The sequence below is a fragment of the Flavobacterium gelidicaeli genome (genome assembly GCF_013294005.1).
Taxonomy (GTDB): domain Bacteria; phylum Bacteroidota; class Bacteroidia; order Flavobacteriales; family Flavobacteriaceae; genus Flavobacterium.
Window position 1 is genome coordinate 175,731 of the sequence record NZ_JABSNK010000002.1, and the last position, 16,066, is coordinate 191,796.

At 34.2% G+C, this 16,066-nt stretch carries 12 protein-coding genes; 5 read left to right on the forward strand and 7 right to left on the reverse strand.

Annotated features, from left to right (window positions below; genetic code table 11):
• Positions 1-8: 8 nt before the first annotated feature.
• From HNP99_RS03480 to HNP99_RS03500, 5 genes are all read left to right on the forward strand, one after another.
• Complete coding sequence (locus HNP99_RS03480) at positions 9-2,600, forward strand: TonB-dependent receptor (RefSeq protein ID WP_173851341.1); 2,592 nt, start codon at positions 9-11, stop codon at positions 2,598-2,600.
• Positions 2,601-2,663: 63 nt separating this feature from the next.
• Positions 2,664-3,974: an amylo-alpha-1,6-glucosidase gene (locus HNP99_RS03485; RefSeq protein WP_173851343.1), complete on the forward strand. Its 1,311-nt coding sequence runs from the start codon at positions 2,664-2,666 to the stop codon at positions 3,972-3,974.
• Between the two features lie 16 nt (positions 3,975-3,990).
• Entirely contained in the window at positions 3,991-5,613 is a 1,623-nt protein-coding gene (locus tag HNP99_RS03490; RefSeq protein ID WP_173851344.1) for a sodium:solute symporter family transporter, read from the forward strand.
• A 130-nt stretch (positions 5,614-5,743) separates the two neighbouring features.
• The gene (locus HNP99_RS03495) at positions 5,744-6,871 is read left to right on the forward strand and encodes a glycerate kinase (protein WP_173851346.1); all 1,128 of its coding nucleotides are present in this window, start codon (positions 5,744-5,746) and stop codon (positions 6,869-6,871) included.
• A gap of 12 nt (positions 6,872-6,883) precedes the next feature.
• A complete protein-coding gene (locus tag HNP99_RS03500; protein WP_254596814.1) occupies positions 6,884-7,399 on the forward strand; it encodes a cupin domain-containing protein in 516 nt (171 codons plus the stop codon).
• Between the two features lie 121 nt (positions 7,400-7,520).
• Here HNP99_RS03500 and HNP99_RS03505 read toward each other — a convergent pair whose 3' ends face one another.
• The 7 genes from HNP99_RS03505 to HNP99_RS03535 all read right to left on the reverse strand — a co-directional run bounded on the left by HNP99_RS03505 (position 7,521) and on the right by HNP99_RS03535 (position 15,991).
• On the reverse strand, positions 7,521-8,765 hold the full coding sequence (locus HNP99_RS03505) for a protoporphyrinogen/coproporphyrinogen oxidase (protein ID WP_173851348.1): 1,245 nt from the start codon (positions 8,763-8,765) through the stop codon (positions 7,521-7,523).
• Between the two features lie 116 nt (positions 8,766-8,881).
• The gene (locus HNP99_RS03510) at positions 8,882-9,283 is read right to left on the reverse strand and encodes a hypothetical protein (RefSeq protein ID WP_173851350.1); all 402 of its coding nucleotides are present in this window, start codon (positions 9,281-9,283) and stop codon (positions 8,882-8,884) included.
• A 28-nt stretch (positions 9,284-9,311) separates the two neighbouring features.
• On the reverse strand, positions 9,312-11,183 hold the full coding sequence (locus HNP99_RS03515) for a M1 family metallopeptidase (protein ID WP_173851352.1): 1,872 nt from the start codon (positions 11,181-11,183) through the stop codon (positions 9,312-9,314).
• A gap of 65 nt (positions 11,184-11,248) precedes the next feature.
• Positions 11,249-12,874 (reverse strand): S8 family peptidase, encoded by a 1,626-nt coding sequence (locus HNP99_RS03520; protein ID WP_173851354.1) that lies wholly within the window; start codon positions 12,872-12,874, stop codon positions 11,249-11,251.
• 73 nt (positions 12,875-12,947) lie between these two features.
• Positions 12,948-13,808 (reverse strand): MBL fold metallo-hydrolase, encoded by an 861-nt coding sequence (locus HNP99_RS03525; protein ID WP_173851356.1) that lies wholly within the window; start codon positions 13,806-13,808, stop codon positions 12,948-12,950.
• Between the two features lie 149 nt (positions 13,809-13,957).
• On the reverse strand, positions 13,958-15,028 hold the full coding sequence (locus HNP99_RS03530) for a M48 family metallopeptidase (RefSeq protein WP_173851358.1): 1,071 nt from the start codon (positions 15,026-15,028) through the stop codon (positions 13,958-13,960).
• A 3-nt stretch (positions 15,029-15,031) separates the two neighbouring features.
• Positions 15,032-15,991, reverse strand: a complete 960-nt coding sequence (locus HNP99_RS03535) for a YjgN family protein (protein WP_173851360.1) — start codon at positions 15,989-15,991, stop codon at positions 15,032-15,034.
• Positions 15,992-16,066 lie beyond the last annotated feature (75 nt).

The window sequence follows — 16,066 nt, forward strand, 5'->3', positions numbered from 1 at the left end:
TAACCAAAATGAAGAAATATCTAAAAATATTCTTGTTGATAATAGGAACAGTTTCCTACTCTCAAACAACCGTTAAAGGAACGGTAAAGGATGAAAAAAACAATCCTATCCCTATGGCCAATGTATTGGTCGTGGGCGCTTTAGAAGGAACAACGACAGATATGGAAGGAAATTATTCATTCCCTTCTAAATTAACAGGTGAGCAAAAAATAAAAATAGCCTACATTGGGTATTTTGGCCAAACTAAAACGGTTAATTTTAATGGAGATGTGACAGTAGATTTTATTTTAAAAGAAAGCATCGAAACATTAGACGAAGTAGTTTTAACAGGAACTTCAGTTAAACGTTCACAAAAAGAAACACCAGTCTCAGTTACTTCTTTTAGTGCTAAAGATTTAACAAAATTAAATACGAGTAGTCAAGCAAACATCTTAAGAAGTGTACCTGGTATTACTACAGAAAACGGAGGTGGTGAGGTAGGTTCTAATGTATTTGTTAGAGGTTTACCTTCTGGAGGACAATTTCAGTTTAACCCAATCCAAATTGATGGAATGCCTGTATTATCAACTTTTGGACTGAATTCATCTGCTCATGATGTTTATTTTAGAACAGATATTGGAATGAAAAGTCTAGAATTTATTCGAGGTGGTTCATCAGTACTTTATGGTGCAGGCTCTGTAGCAGGTATTATTAACTATACAAGCGAAACAGGTTCAGTAACACCAAAGAACATTTTAAAAACAGAAGTTGGAACTAACTCTAGATATAAAGCAGATTTCTTAACAAGTGGTCAATTAGGAGGAAAAGATTCTAACTTATTCTATGCGTTAACAGGATTTTATCGTTATGATGAAGGACCTATTAAAACTGGCTTACCAACAGAAGGGTATCAAATTCGTGGAAACATAAAAAAAGTAACTGAAAAAAGTACAATTACATTTTCCGGACAAGTAATAGATGATAAAGTACAGTTCTTTTTGCCTTACCCGTTACAAGGAGGAAGTAGAGAAAGACCTATTGGTAATGATGGTAATGAAATCTTGACTTTACAAACTGCTGCAGCTTCAAATATCTCTTACGCAACTCCTGATGGCATTTTCAAAACTAATATAAAAGATGGTGTTGCCACAAAAGGAGGGTATTTTATGACCAATTTTGTTCATGACTTTTCAGATAATTTCTCTATTGATGCTAAAATTAGAAAATCTAATTATAAACACCAATTTAACTTATTTCTTGATGGTAGCGGATTAACTGGACCTAAAGTAGTTGAAACACAGCAAGAATATTTAAATGCTAGAGGATTAACGACTGGTGATTTTACAACTTTAAACGGAGCGTCATTGCCAGCAGATGCCCTTTTATTCGAAAACAGAATATTAGACAGAGTACGTCCATTAGATGAATTAGTTTCTGAAATTAAATTGATCAATAAAATGGGAGTACATACTTTAACTGCAGGAGCATTTATGTCAAGAGCATCTGCAGGAGATATGAATATAACGACAGCTTATTTAAGTGAGTATAGCAATCGCCCAGGTTTAGTTAACCTTTCTGGTTATACTGTAGATGGCGTAACTAATAGAGGAGCTGGATATTCTAACAAGAATGTTACAAGTAATAAATTGGCTTTCTTCTTAACAGATCAAATCAAATTAGACAAATGGAATTTTGATATTGGTATCAGACATGAAACTGCTTCGGGTACCATTGCAAATGAAAAAACAGCTGATTTTGCAATGAGCACTTTCGCAGGCAACTCTAAAATTGCTACTATAAAATGGGGAACTGGAGCTTATGAAACTGCAAATGTTTCTACAGATGCCTACGCAATTTCATTGGCAGCTTTATACAAAATAAATACTAGCACAAGCGTGTATGGTAACTTTTCTAAAGGCTATTTCTTCCCAGAACTGCGTTCAGTAAAAATAAATGCTGCTGGAGGTCATTCAACTTATTCTCCAGAGAATATCATTCAAGGTGAAGCAGGAGTCAAATATGGTAAAGGAAATTTTTCTGGAACTGCAGCGCTTTTCTCTCTTAATCTATCAGATAGAAGAAATATTGCATTTTTAAATGATGGCGCTGGAGGATTTATTGAAAAAGTGGACTTGCAAGATACAAGATCATATGGTATTGAAACTACTTGGAATTGGAAATTTATAGACGGTTTTGCATTCAACGGAACGTTTACATACCAAAAGCATGAATTAACTAAGTCTGAAAACAACCCAACTTTTGTAGGGAACAAATTAGCTAGACAACCTAATGTAATGACAAAACTAGGATTGTCTTATGACAAATCAAACTTTGATGCAAATTTTGACTTCAACTATGCTGGAGATAAATTTACAAATGACGCAAATACGGTTAAACTTGATGGTTTCGGAATTGTTGATTTAAGTGTTGGTTATACGTTCAGCATTGGCAAGGATAATGAAACACTTAGAATAGGAGCTCAATCGTTCAACTTATTTAATTCTGCTGGAATTACTGAAGGCTCTCCAAGATTAGGTGATAACCAAACAGACGAGCAATTCTTTGTAGGAAGACCTATTATTCCTAGAACAGCATTAGTAAACTTTACATTTAATTTTTAAATAAAAACCTTAAGAGATCTTGATAAAAATAATCAAGATCTCTTTTTCAAAATATATAATAGCATGGATAAGGATTTAATTAAAGAGGCCAAAAACATTTTAACCGATAATTTTCAAGAAAAAGGATATTCAATTCCTTGCAAAGGGTTATATCCTTTCCAGTGGAAATGGGATTCTGGTTTTATAGCCATTGGTTTTGCGCATTATGATATGGAAAAAGCCAAAAAGGAAATGCAAACACTCTTGAATGCACAATGGGGAAACGGATTTATTCCGCATATTGTTTTTCATGTTGAAACAGATAGTTATTTTCCAGGACGTGATTTTCATTTATCAAAATTACATCCTGAGTCCAATGACGCATACCCTTCGACAGGAATGACACAGCCACCCGTTTTAGGTTTTACATTAGAAAAAATGTATGAAATTGGGACAGACAAAGCAGATGTATTGAGCTTCATCAAAGAAAATATTGATAAAGTTTACGACAATCATCATTATTTTTATACCAAAAGAGATCCTCAAAACGAAGGTTTAGTGTACATCTACCACAACTGGGAATCAGGAACAGATAACTCTCCTATATGGGATGACATTTGGCTGACTATGAACCCACCAGAATATACTTTTGAACGTAGAGATACTACTCATGTTGATGCATCACAAAGACCTTCAAAAAGAGAATACGATCATTATTTGCACATTATCGAAATTGCAAAAGAACATAATTATGATGATGCAAAAATAGCTGAGCTATCTCCGTTTTTAGTTCAAGATCCTTTGTTTAATTCGATGTTGATTAAATCAAATGATTCATTGATTAACTTGTACCAATTAATAGGCGGTAACGAGGATAAAGTTGCACAACTTAAAAAATGGCAAGAAAAAAGTATTCGTGCTTTTAATGAGAAACTATACGATGATGAATTAGGTGCTTATATTCATTATGATTTAAGAAACGAAAAACCGATCCGTTTTGTGAGTTCGTCGTCATTTTCGCCTTTGTTTGCGGGAATTCCAAGTAAGGAACAAGCGGCGACAATAATTAATACGATGATGACTAAATTTGGTGGTGACGATATGTACTTATGTGCTTCATTCGACCCAACAAGTGAGCGTTTCAATCCAAAAAAATATTGGAGAGGACCTGTTTGGATTAACTTAAACTGGATTTTATATAATGGTTTAAAGGATTACGGCTATGATGAAATTGCCGCTAGAGTAAAAGCGGATAGTATCGAAATACTAACAAAAGTAGGCTTCTATGAATATTTTGATGCTAGAAAATCAGAATATGTAGAAGGAGCAAAAGGATACGGAGGCGGAAATTTCTCTTGGAGCGCTGCCTTGTTTTTGGACATGTTGAATAATTAATTAAAAAACAATCATTATGAACTGGCTAGACTACACTGTTATTATTGTTTACTTAATTGCTTTTTTAGGATTAGGGTTTTTATTCAAAGAAAACAAAGATGCCAAGGATTATTTCCTTGGAGGAAAAAGCATGGGATGGTTTCCGTTGAGTTTATCAGCAATGGCAACACAGCTTTCAGCAATTAGTTTTATTTCTGCTCCAGCGTTTGTTGGTTTAGCGCAAGGAGGCGGAATGAAATGGTTGACCTTTGAGTTGGCTGTGCCATTGGCCATGATTGGTATCATATTGATCATTCTTCCACCACTTTACCGTGCTAATATTGTGAGTATTTATGAATTTGTCGAAAGACGATTCTCTACCTCTACTCGTATTATCCTAAGTGTCGTTTTTCAAATAAGTAGGTCTTTATCAACAGGTGTAGGAGTGTATACCATTGCCATTATTTTGCAATCGGTATTGAATATTAGTTTTCATTATACCATTATTTTAATTACTATTATTACAATCGTCTATTCTTATATGGGTGGTATGAAAGCAGTCGTTTGGGGTGATGCCATTCAAATGGTAATCCTTTTTGGCGGATTGCTTATTTGTATTTATTTTGGGTGGGATTTATTAAAAGCAAACCCAAATTTCACAGGTTTTGATAGTGAAAGATTGCAAGTTATTGACATTCCTAATCTAGGATTTGATGGAGGAACTTATGGGCTTTTGCCAATGGTTCTAGGAGGTTTGTTTTTATACATGTCTTATTATGGAACAGACCAAACTCAGGCACAACGATTAATATCTGCAAAGGATGAAAATTCGTCAAAGAAAATATTACTGACTAATGGATTATTGCGTTTTCCAGTGGTGTTGACTTATTGTATCATGGGATTAATCATTGGGGCATTAGTACATTTAACACCTGATTTCATGAGCGAAATTGCTGCGGTTACGCAAAAGCATTACCCAGAGGAGTTCTTAAAAAACGGAATCAAACCAGATTTAATGTTGCCGGTGTTTATCATGAAATATTTACCACATGGTTTGATTGGGATTTTGATTGTTGGGATTTTATCAGCTGCCATGTCCTCAGTGAGTGCTACGATTCATTCTCTAGGAGCGGTAACGGTAGAAGATCTTTTTAACAGAGGTAAGAAAAAACTTAGTCAAGTTAAATACATGAAATTCTCTAAAATAGCTATTGTGTTTTGGGGCTTTGTTTGTATTGCTTCTGCCTATCTTTTTGGGAATAATGGAGGTACAGTGATCGAATTGATTAATATGATTTCGTCACAATTTTACGGACCTATTTTGGCTACTTTTATTATTGCTATTTTAGTAAAAAGAGTCAATTACATTGGAATGAATGTGGGAATCGTTGGAGGTGTTTTGATCAACGTTACAATCAAATACTTTTTTGATGATATTTTCTGGATTTGGTTTAACCTGACTGGTTTTGTTATCACTTTCTTTTTGGCTTTGGTAACAAGTGCCATCTACAAAACAGAAAAAAACGCGGATACAAATATTATATTTACTGTACGTAAAGAAGACATATTCACTAAAGATATTTTAATATTAGTTGCATTCTTCATTGCAATTCTTGCTTTATCATTTGCACTACCTGATATTTTGTCATCGATAAAATAGATTGAGATTAAAGTAATTCAATCAATATAAAGCATTAAGTTGGTTAATGTGGCGGCATGAGGAGGAAACGAATTGTGCTGCTTTTTTTAATCTCAGTTGCTGCTACATACACGAATTAAAAAATTACAAAATGAGAGTTTTAATCGCACCAGATAAATTCAAAGGTTCTTTGTCTGCCATGGAAGTTTGTAACGCCATTGAAGACGGGATTAAAAAAGCGAATCCGTTAATTGAAACCTTAAAACATCCGCTTGCTGACGGTGGTGAAGGAACCTTAGATATATTGCAGAATTATTTCAAACTAGAAACCATTTCCGTATTGGTAATGAATCCTTTGTTTAAGAAAATTCAAGCTACTTATAAAGTATCTGCAAAGACTGCTTATATTGAAATGGCAAATGCTTCCGGACTACAGCTATTAGAAGAAAATGAAAAAAACTGCTACTACACTTCTACTTATGGCACAGGACAACTCATCCTTGATGCCATTCAAAAAGGATATAAAAACATCGTATTATTCATTGGCGGAAGCGCAACAAATGACGCAGGAATAGGGATGGCAGCCGCTTTGGGTTATCAGCTTTATAATTCAAAAAAAGAACTCATAAATCCAATTGGCAAGGAGCTATTGCATATTGATACAATTGCGAACAGTCATTTATTATTTGATCCAAAAGAAATCAACTGCACCGTAGTATGTGATGTCAAAAACCCATTGTTCGGAAAAAATGGTGCTGCTTATGTTTACGGGAGTCAAAAAGGTGCATCAGAAGAAGAGATTCAATTATTAGATAGGGGACTTCAACATTTTAGCGATCAAGTTCTAAAACACCTCAACAAATCAGTTGCAACAATTGAAGGTGCAGGAGCTGCTGGTGGTTTAGGCGCAGGAGCAGTTTGTTTTTTGGATGCCAAAATAAAATCCGGAATTGATTTTGTAATGGAACAAACCGGTTTTGATGCGCTATTAAAAGACACGATCGACTTAATTATTACGGGAGAAGGTTCTGTTGACAAACAAACAATTGAAGGCAAAGTAATCAAAGGAATTAGCGAACGAGCAATTAAAAATAAAATTCCCTTTTCAATTATATCAGGAATTGTAAAAGATGAAAAACTTATCCAAGAAAATCTACATCCTAGCAGTATTCATTCTATTATGGAAACGGGAGTGACCACGGAGGATGCCATGCAAAATGCCGCGACACACTTAACTGCATTAGGATATCGACTAATAAAAGAGCATACTAAAATTTAAAATACAACTAAAATGAATTTCAACTTAGACGGTACTATGGATAAAAACGCAATCTTTGAAAAGGTTGCTGCCATTATAAAATCAGAAAATTTCACGATTGTTCAACAAGACATGACAAGGCCTTGGGGAGGATTTTTTGTAATAGAAGAAGATCAAGCGAGTGCTTTTGCAAAATTATTTTTTCCGAATCTTGAAATGTCAGAAATACAAATCACCAATAAACTGAGTCCAAAAATATTAGTAGTAGCGCCAAATAAAAGATTGTCTTGGCAATATCATTTTAGAAGATCTGAAATTTGGAAAATCATTGGAGGAAAAGCAGGAGTAAAAACAAGCTTGACTGATGAAGAAGGCGAGATTAAAGAGCTTAGTTCAGGTGCATTTATACAAATGGATAAAGGAGAAAGACATCGATTAATTGGACTAGATTCTTGGGGAGTTGTAGCAGAGATATGGCAACATACTGACCCAAATAACCCCTCAGATGAAGAGGATATTATTAGACTGCAAGATGATTTTGGGAGGTAATTCAGGTGTTGGTTAGTCGAATAATTACTTCCTTGATATTATCAATATAGCGAGTTTTATTGGTTGATTATTTCAATGCAAAGTCTAATTCAGAATCTCACTCCAAAACATTTTATTTTATTTAGTATTCCCCAATGATCAAATTAGCCACCAAACGTCCTGATTTCATAGCTGCATTTATCGAACCATTCAATAAATGATCTCCACAACAGTATAAATTATCGTTGATTTTCATATCGTCAATTGTCAAATCATCTTTGAGAACAGTTAGATTAGGCAAGGCATAATTTACTTTATAAGTTTTGAGATGTGACCAATCTTCCACTTGGTTTCCGAACCACGGTTGCAATTCGCTTTTAATTTTTTGTACCAACTCTTGATCAGTATAGTCCAGAATACCATTGCAAGAAACCGAAATCAAGACTTTTCCAGCGGGAGCATACGCTTTACTTACATTGGTCATAACGGTTAAATTAGCAACTATTTTTTCCTTTTCTGAAGCATTCAAAATAACAACTGCTTTGTCCGAAGGTGCCTTGTTTGCCTGAAAATAGACATTGGTAACCGAATGGTGTTTGGTTTCTACACTGCTTTTAAATTTTGAAATCAACTCAGTAGCTTCGGTAGCAATAATAATAATGTCTGATTGTATTTCAGCACCTGAGCTTGTGTAAATAGTATTCTCTTTTATATCAATCACTTTCGTATTAAATACAAAACAACCTTCGGGCAATTGACTAGCTAATTGTTTTGGAATTTCTTCCATACCTAATTCAGGAACTGCGGCATCACCTTCGGAAAACATTTTCATCACAAAATCAAACATCCTATTTGAGGTTGACAAATTATTTTCGAGAAAAATACCTGAGAAAAAAGGTTTGAAAAATCGATTAATCATCTTGGTGCTAAAACCATAGTCTTTCAATTGTGCTAAACTTGACTTTTGCTCCTGCAAAAAGATTCCTTCGATTGATTTCCCAATTAATTTATTCTTTAAAATAAAAGTATTGAACTTGTCTTTGAGCGAACCTACGGGAGCAAAAGCAGTTGCTAACAAAGCAGCCGGTCTTCTAAATGGATCGGCAATTTCAAATTGTCCCCCGTCATACAATACGGTTGCTCCTGGTAAAAAAGTTTTAAGTCGCAAGGCATCATAATCAAGCAGTTTTTTTGCTTCTGGATAAGCAGTCAGCAACACTTGAAAACCACGATCTAATCTAAAACCAGCAATTACATCCGTCTTGATTCTTCCACCTACTCTGTCGCTGGCTTCTATAATTTTTATAGCAAAACCTTGACGATGTAAATGTAATGCTGCAGAAAGTCCTGATATTCCTGCTCCAATAATAGTTATAGTTGGTTTCATAATGTTTTTCTAAAATCGTTTATTACAAATTTAGTGTTTCCTCTTGTAGATTGCAATGCCTTGATTTTGTATCATAAAAAAAGGTCGCAAACATATTGTTTACGACCTTATTACTTTTAAACTAGAATCCCGTTTTTCTTGAACATTTTATCCAATTGTTTCCGGTCTGATTCTGATTTTACTGCTAATAAATCACGTGTTTTTCCGTTTTTCAGTGTGATAAAATATTTTTTTCTACCTGAAAAAACCCGTTCATTCAATCCTTTAATTTGATCGATAGGTATTTTCTCTGAACCTGATCTCTTAACAATAAATTGATATAGGAAAATAATTGAGACAATTCCTAAAACCAACAACAAAATGGTAACAAAACCAAAATTTTCAGTATTTAGATCGTACAAATTTAGAACCGAATTAGTTAACGTAACAATCATCAATAATTTCATTAGAAAAAGATGACTTTTTAACCCATCTTTAATCTCAATCGTTTTATCAACTTCATTATAATTAATATTCATAAACCCGAATTAAATATTGTGTAATTCCTTATTGTTTGTAAACATTATTCTCTTGCTTCACATCAGCCATTAATCCGCTAGGGTCGATGGTGATTTTCTTGATTGTAACTTTTGTCTTAGCAATTGTAAAATCATAGTTAGAGGCAGCCCAAGTCCAGTCATTTAATACGGTTCTTTTTACGGATGGATTAGGATTTGCTTTTTCATAATTCATCATGCGTAAGGGCACATAAAAACTTTCAGAAGTTCCGTCAGTGTACTCTACTAACAAATCAATAGGCATTGGCATTCTACCTATTCTTTCTAGACTTACTGTGGTTTGATCTCCATTTTCGGTAACTGCTTTGATGGCATAATCAATCGTGTTTGTCGTCTCAGTCCAATCCATTAAATACCAATCTAAATTTGCTCCCGAAACGCGTTCTGCACTTCTCTTGATATCATTAGGCGTAGGGTGTTTAAATTTAAAATCGTGGTAGTATCTTTTGATGGTTTCCGCTAATTTATCATCGCCAATAACATAACGCAATTGCGATAGAAAGATGCTTCCTTTTACGTAAGATGAAATACTGTACGGCCTGTTTTCATCATAACGATCACCATGCGTACTTTGTGGTTGTTCCTTACCCGAATTAACTAAATAATAGTATGCTCTATAATTCCCTTCAAAAGGATTCACTACTTTTTTATCAGATAATTCGTTTGTCGCTAAATCTCCAATGTAAGTTGTAAAACCTTCATCCATCCAAGGATGTTTTGATTCGTTTGAAGCTAAAACATGTTGGAACCACGCGTGTCCCAGCTCATGTGTTGCTGTGCCGTAAATTCCTTCAAGTGTTCCGTTACCTAACATTAATGTGCACATTGCATATTCCATTCCGCCATCACCACCTTGAATAAAAGAGTATTGTTTGTATGGATAATTTCCAATGTTTTTATTATAAAAATCCATTACTTTCACCATCATTGGCTCTAGTTTTTTCCAATTTTCGGCTGTTTTAGGATTGTTTTTGTACAAAAAGTGTAATGCCACATCATTAGGTCCTTGTACAACATCGTGAATATAGTCTTTATCAGCAGCCCAAGTAAAATCATGAACCATCGGAGCTACAAAATGCCAACTTAATGTTTTTCCTTTTTTTGGCGATTTTATGACAACGCCAGCATCTTCATATCCGTGCCCTACTTCGTTTTGATTTTGTAAATACCCTGATCCACCCAAAGTGTAGGCTGCATCAATATTGATGGTTACATCAAAATCTCCCCAAACACCATGAAATTCTCTTGCGATGTAAGGATCAGTATGCCAACCTTCAAAATCAAATTCGGCTAACTTTGGATACCATTGTGCCATTGATAATGCAACACCTTCAGAATTATTTCGTCCAGAACGACGAATTTGTACTGGAACTTGTCCGTCAAAATCTAAAGTAAAAGTTGATTTTGTGTTGGGTAACATTGGGCTAGCTAAAGTAACTTCAAGAATAGTTCCTACAGTTTTTGCAACAGCATCAGTACCATCTTGTTTGAAATTAGTGATTTTTAAATACCCTATTTCATCAGACTTCAAACTTTCAATACGGCTCACTTTTACATCTTGACCGTCTACCTTAGTTTTAGTCACCATTCTTCCGTCAGGATCTTTGATGCTGTGTAATCTAGCATCCATTTCGCTGCCCGGTTGAAAAGCATTGTTGAACAAATGATAATACACTTTGGTTAACGTATCCGAAGAATTATTAGTGTAAATTAATTCTTGCTTCCCTTTGTATTGGTTGTTTTTCACATCCATTGTTACCTCCATTTTATAATCAACATGCTGCTGCCAATATGTTGAACTTTGGGCTGATACTGCTCCAATACTAAAAGTAAGGATGGAAATTAAAAGAAACTTTTTCATCTTTATATAAAATAAAAAATGGAAGGACAGTTGCTGCCCTTCCATTTGATTAATACTCTTGATTATTATTTTTTAGACATCTTGTCTGCCATTAAAATAGCGTTGTAAGCATTTACAATTTTACCTGATTGTGATAATGTTGTAAATGAACGGCTGTCTTTTGGGTTTCCACCCACGACAACATCAGTAGCAATTGCAACACCCGAGTCCATTAAAATATGTTTAACTTGTGAAGCTGTAAGCTTAGGGTAATACGAACGAATAATCGCTGCAACTCCAGCCACGTTAGGCGAAGCCATTGATGTACCTTGTAAATACTTGTAGGTGTTGTTAGGTGTTGTTGCATATATTTTTACTCCAGGAGCAAATACATCTACATTTGTTTTTCCAAAGTTTGAGAAACGAGCTACTACTTTATCACCATACTCAAAGTTTAATGCTCCAATAGTAATCATGTTATCAGCAAATTCTGTTTTCTTGTCATCAGAATCGTTAGGGAAATTATCATAACTATCAATATCTTTCCCGTCATTACCAGCGGCATGAACAATCAATACATCTTTTTTCTCAGCGTATTTAATTGCGTCGTATACCCATTGTTTGTGAGGAGAAAAGCTTTTTCCAAAACTTCCATTAATTACTTTAGCTCCGTTATCTACAGCATAACGAATACCTAACGCAATGTCTTTATCGTATTCATCACCATCAGGAACGGCACGAACAGTTAAAATTTGAACATTATTTGCGATTCCGTCACCTCCAAGGTTGTTACCTCTAACTTGAGCAACGATACCTGCAACGTGAGTACCATGAAGAATTTCTTCTTTATCTGGACCCATTACATTATTGTTACCATATTTTACATCCGTCATATCATCTGGATTGTCCCCTAAAACTTTTCTATAATCTTGTTTTAAATTATCTCCACTGAGTAACGCTGTCATTCCAGTAAGTTCTCCTTCAACTGCTTTTTTTAAATCAGCAACAGGAAGCCCAAATGAAAAAGCTCTTAACATAGTCACTTTGCTTTCCATTACAGCAGCATCTTTAGATTCTATTGCTTTTAACTCTTCAGCAGTATAAACAGGCTTTCCTAATTCTTTAACTATTATTTCATCAGCCTTAGTTATTGATGCAAGCATTTCGTCATACCTTGCTTTACCCACTTTAGCTTCAGCAATTTTATCATCATTCAGTTTTTTTGCAGCTTGATAAGTTACTTCATCAACAAGGTCTTTATTTTTAATAATTCGCTCGTATTCTAAGTTTTCTTTTGTGATGTCTCCAAGGAAATTCCAACCATGAATATCATCAACGTAACCGTTTTTGTCATCATCGATTCCGTTTCCAGCGATTTCTTTAGTATTAGTCCACAACACATCTTTTAAATCTTCATGCTCGATGTCTACACCTGAATCTACAATTCCCACAATAACAGGAACTCCTTTTTTATCTTTTAATAATTCTGCGTAAGCTCTATCTACACTCATTCCTGGAATAGTGTCGTTTATAATGTCTAAATGACTCCAGCGTTGTAAATCCGCTTCTTTAATTGCAGCTACTTTTTTTACATTTAGAGGCGCAGTTATAGGTATTAAAGAGGTAAAACTTGAAACTTGTTTTTGAGCTCCGCATCCTGCCAAAACCAAAACGGCAAAGGCAGAAATACAAATAGGTTTAATAGTATTCATGTGTAAAATTTAATGAGTTTAATATATTGGTCTAAAATAATGGATTTTGTTACAAAAAACGGAAGGATTAACACTAAGTTAAGATTTGTTCGCAAGTGTACACATCCTTTAATCGCACCCCTTTTTCGGTGTGCTGCACAGTTATGATTTCGTTATGAGCATCATGTTCTAAAAATAAATAGTAATTATTAGTCGCCGCAGTATCTAAAAATTTTGTTTTCTCAGGCATTGTCAACAGTGGTCTTGTATCGTATCCCATTACATAAGGAATAGGAATATGTCCGGCTGTAGCCAATAAATCAGCACAAAAAACGATTGTTTTGTCCTTGTATTGAATGTGTGGAATCATTTGTTTTTCGGTGTGACCATCGACAAAAAAGATTCCAAAATCTAATTCTGACTTATCAAGAAAATCACCATCAGGTCTCTTTATAAAATTCAATTGTCCGCTCTCTTGCATGGGTAAAATATTCTCTGATAAAAAAGAAGCCTTCTCTCTAGGATTAGGTTTTGTCGCCCATTCCCAGTGACTTTCATTCGACCAAAATTTAGCATTTTTAAAAGCTACTTCGTATCCTGTTTTATCTTTATTCCATTTTGCACTTCCACCGCAGTGGTCAAAATGCAGGTGTGTCATAAAAACATCGGTCACATCATCACGACTAAAGCCATGTTTTGCTAATGATTTATCCATAGAATGCGAACCCCAAAGAGAATAATATCCAAAGAATTTTTCAGATTGCTTGTCTCCCATTCCGGTGTCAATCAAGATTAGTCTGTTTCCATCTTCGATTAGTAAGCAACGAGCAGCAATATCAATTAAGTTATTAGCATCAGCAGGATTGGTACGATTCCAAATCGTTTTTGGCACCACGCCAAACATTGCTCCTCCGTCTAATTTAAAATTTCCGGTTTCGATAGGATATAATTTCATTGTTTGTTTTTTTAGAGACATTAATAATCAAATATAACCGATTCTAGTGAAATGCTCACTCATTTTAACTTTTATCTAAAACTAAAAAAGCCACATCTACCCGTTTTTTATAACGACTAACTGTGGCTAAAACTAAAAAAAGCAACCTATTATTTCTTTAATTCTTGAAATAATGTAGTTAGTTTTTCATTTTCTTGTATTTTATAATCTTTGTTTCTGTTTAATTTCTCTATGTATTGAATACGCTCATCAGTAACAGGGTGTGAGCTTAAAAAGGCGGGAATAGATAAACCTTCTTTAGATTTTAATCGGCTAAAAAGTGTGGACATCCCTTTTGGGTTCACATGATTATTAATTACAATTTTCAAACCTTCCACATCTGCTTCTTCTTCAAATTTTCGAGAAAAAGAAAGCGACTGTAAGCTATTAACATTGTCACCAATGATTGCCATCACTCCATTTGCATCTCCTAAAATAGCCGATATAAAAATATATCCAGATAAGTTGCGACACAACATTTTCATGGCATGCCTGTTATTGACATGTGCTGATTCATGACCCAAAAGCGCAACAAGCTCATCATAATCTTTCATTTTATCTACTATACCTGAGTAGACAACAATAGTACCATTGGGCAGAGCAAATGCGTTAACTACATCTTCATTGACATAGATAAAATTCAGTGGTTTTGTATTGTTAAGCTGCAACTCTTTTGCGAAAGCATTAAGGGATTTTGTCTTAGCCGAATCTACCTCTGAAAAAAGCAAACTCTGCTCTACAAAACTACTACCTAATTTGTCATCATAACTCTCAGGAATTATAGCTACTGACTTCTCTCCAAACCACGGAATAACATATACATAAGTTAGACCAATTAGTACAAAAATTAAAAGCGCTAAAACCATGTGCATTTTAATACCCAAATTGATTAAATGCTCGTACCAGTTCTCGTGACCATTTTCTTTTCTAAAAAGCTTAATATGATTGATAAAAGCAGCATCCGCAATTTTTATAATTTCTATAGCATCATCACCTTGATGCTGCATTTGCAAACCAGTATCAAGAGTTTCAAAAACCACCTCTTTAATAAACCATTCGTTTTTATAAACTGTAGCAGTTTCAAATGTAAAACTGTGTTTGTGTTTGTTCAAAAAAATGGTGATATTTTGAGGGACAGATGATTTTCCATCGTATAAAATTGCTTCGGCTTGATGATTCATAACTTATACTATAAAATCAATATCTAAGAAATCACTAATATCATCACCTGTAGCATCTTTAAAATTAGCTTCAGTTTGTTGCAAAGTATCTAAGTCAATATTTCCCTCTAACTTGATATGATCAAAGATAAATTTGATTGTACGTGTAACTACCCATGCATACCCAAATCCTAGAGTAAAAATGATTATTAATAAATTAATCACAACCAATCCTACAAAATCACCACCTGTTGCAGTAGACGTAAAGGTAATTTTCTTATCGTCCTTATAAAGAGATAGATTGTCGATATAATAATTAAAAACATCTTTTTGCCACCAAAACATATAAATTCCAAGTGTGATTACGCTTAAAAAATAACCTTTAAAATTAAGGAAAAAATAATCTCTTCCATCTCCATCATAATTTAACTCAGCATCTCCAAAACGAACATTACTCAATACGTAGTTACGAAGATTTATTTTTAGCCAAGAACCATAAATTCCAAATGTGATTATAGTGAAGAAAATCCATTTAAAGAAAAGCAACGTAAATTCTTTTCTATCGCCTCTATATCCAAAACGGATCCCTCTCCAGGAAGTTCTAGACATCCTATAACGATAAGAGCCATGAATAGCTACAGGCAAAATAGCGATAATTCCTAAATAGAAAAATACTCCCCCTAGTATTGGCATTTGTAGATAAAATAAAACTCCCATAATTAAAGCCAAACAGAAAAATAATCCAATTGCCTTAATAAATCCTTTGAACATTTCTTTTCCAGTTCCGTGAAAAGCAAAAGAATCTTCGTTTAGCGTAGTTTGTCCAAAAATAAATTGCAGTGTTTTGGCTTTCGCCCAAGGGTAGTAAATACCAAGAGTAACAATCGTTAAAAGCCAGTTGATAATTACAATTCCGAAAAAGTCGCCTCCTTTTCCTTTAAAATCTAAATTGTAAGTCATTTTTTTAGGTAAAAAATCTTCCATAAATGGTTAAAGTTAATGTTAGTTAATTATTTGTAAGTTAAAAATCGTTAAATATATGTTATTTAATCGAAACGG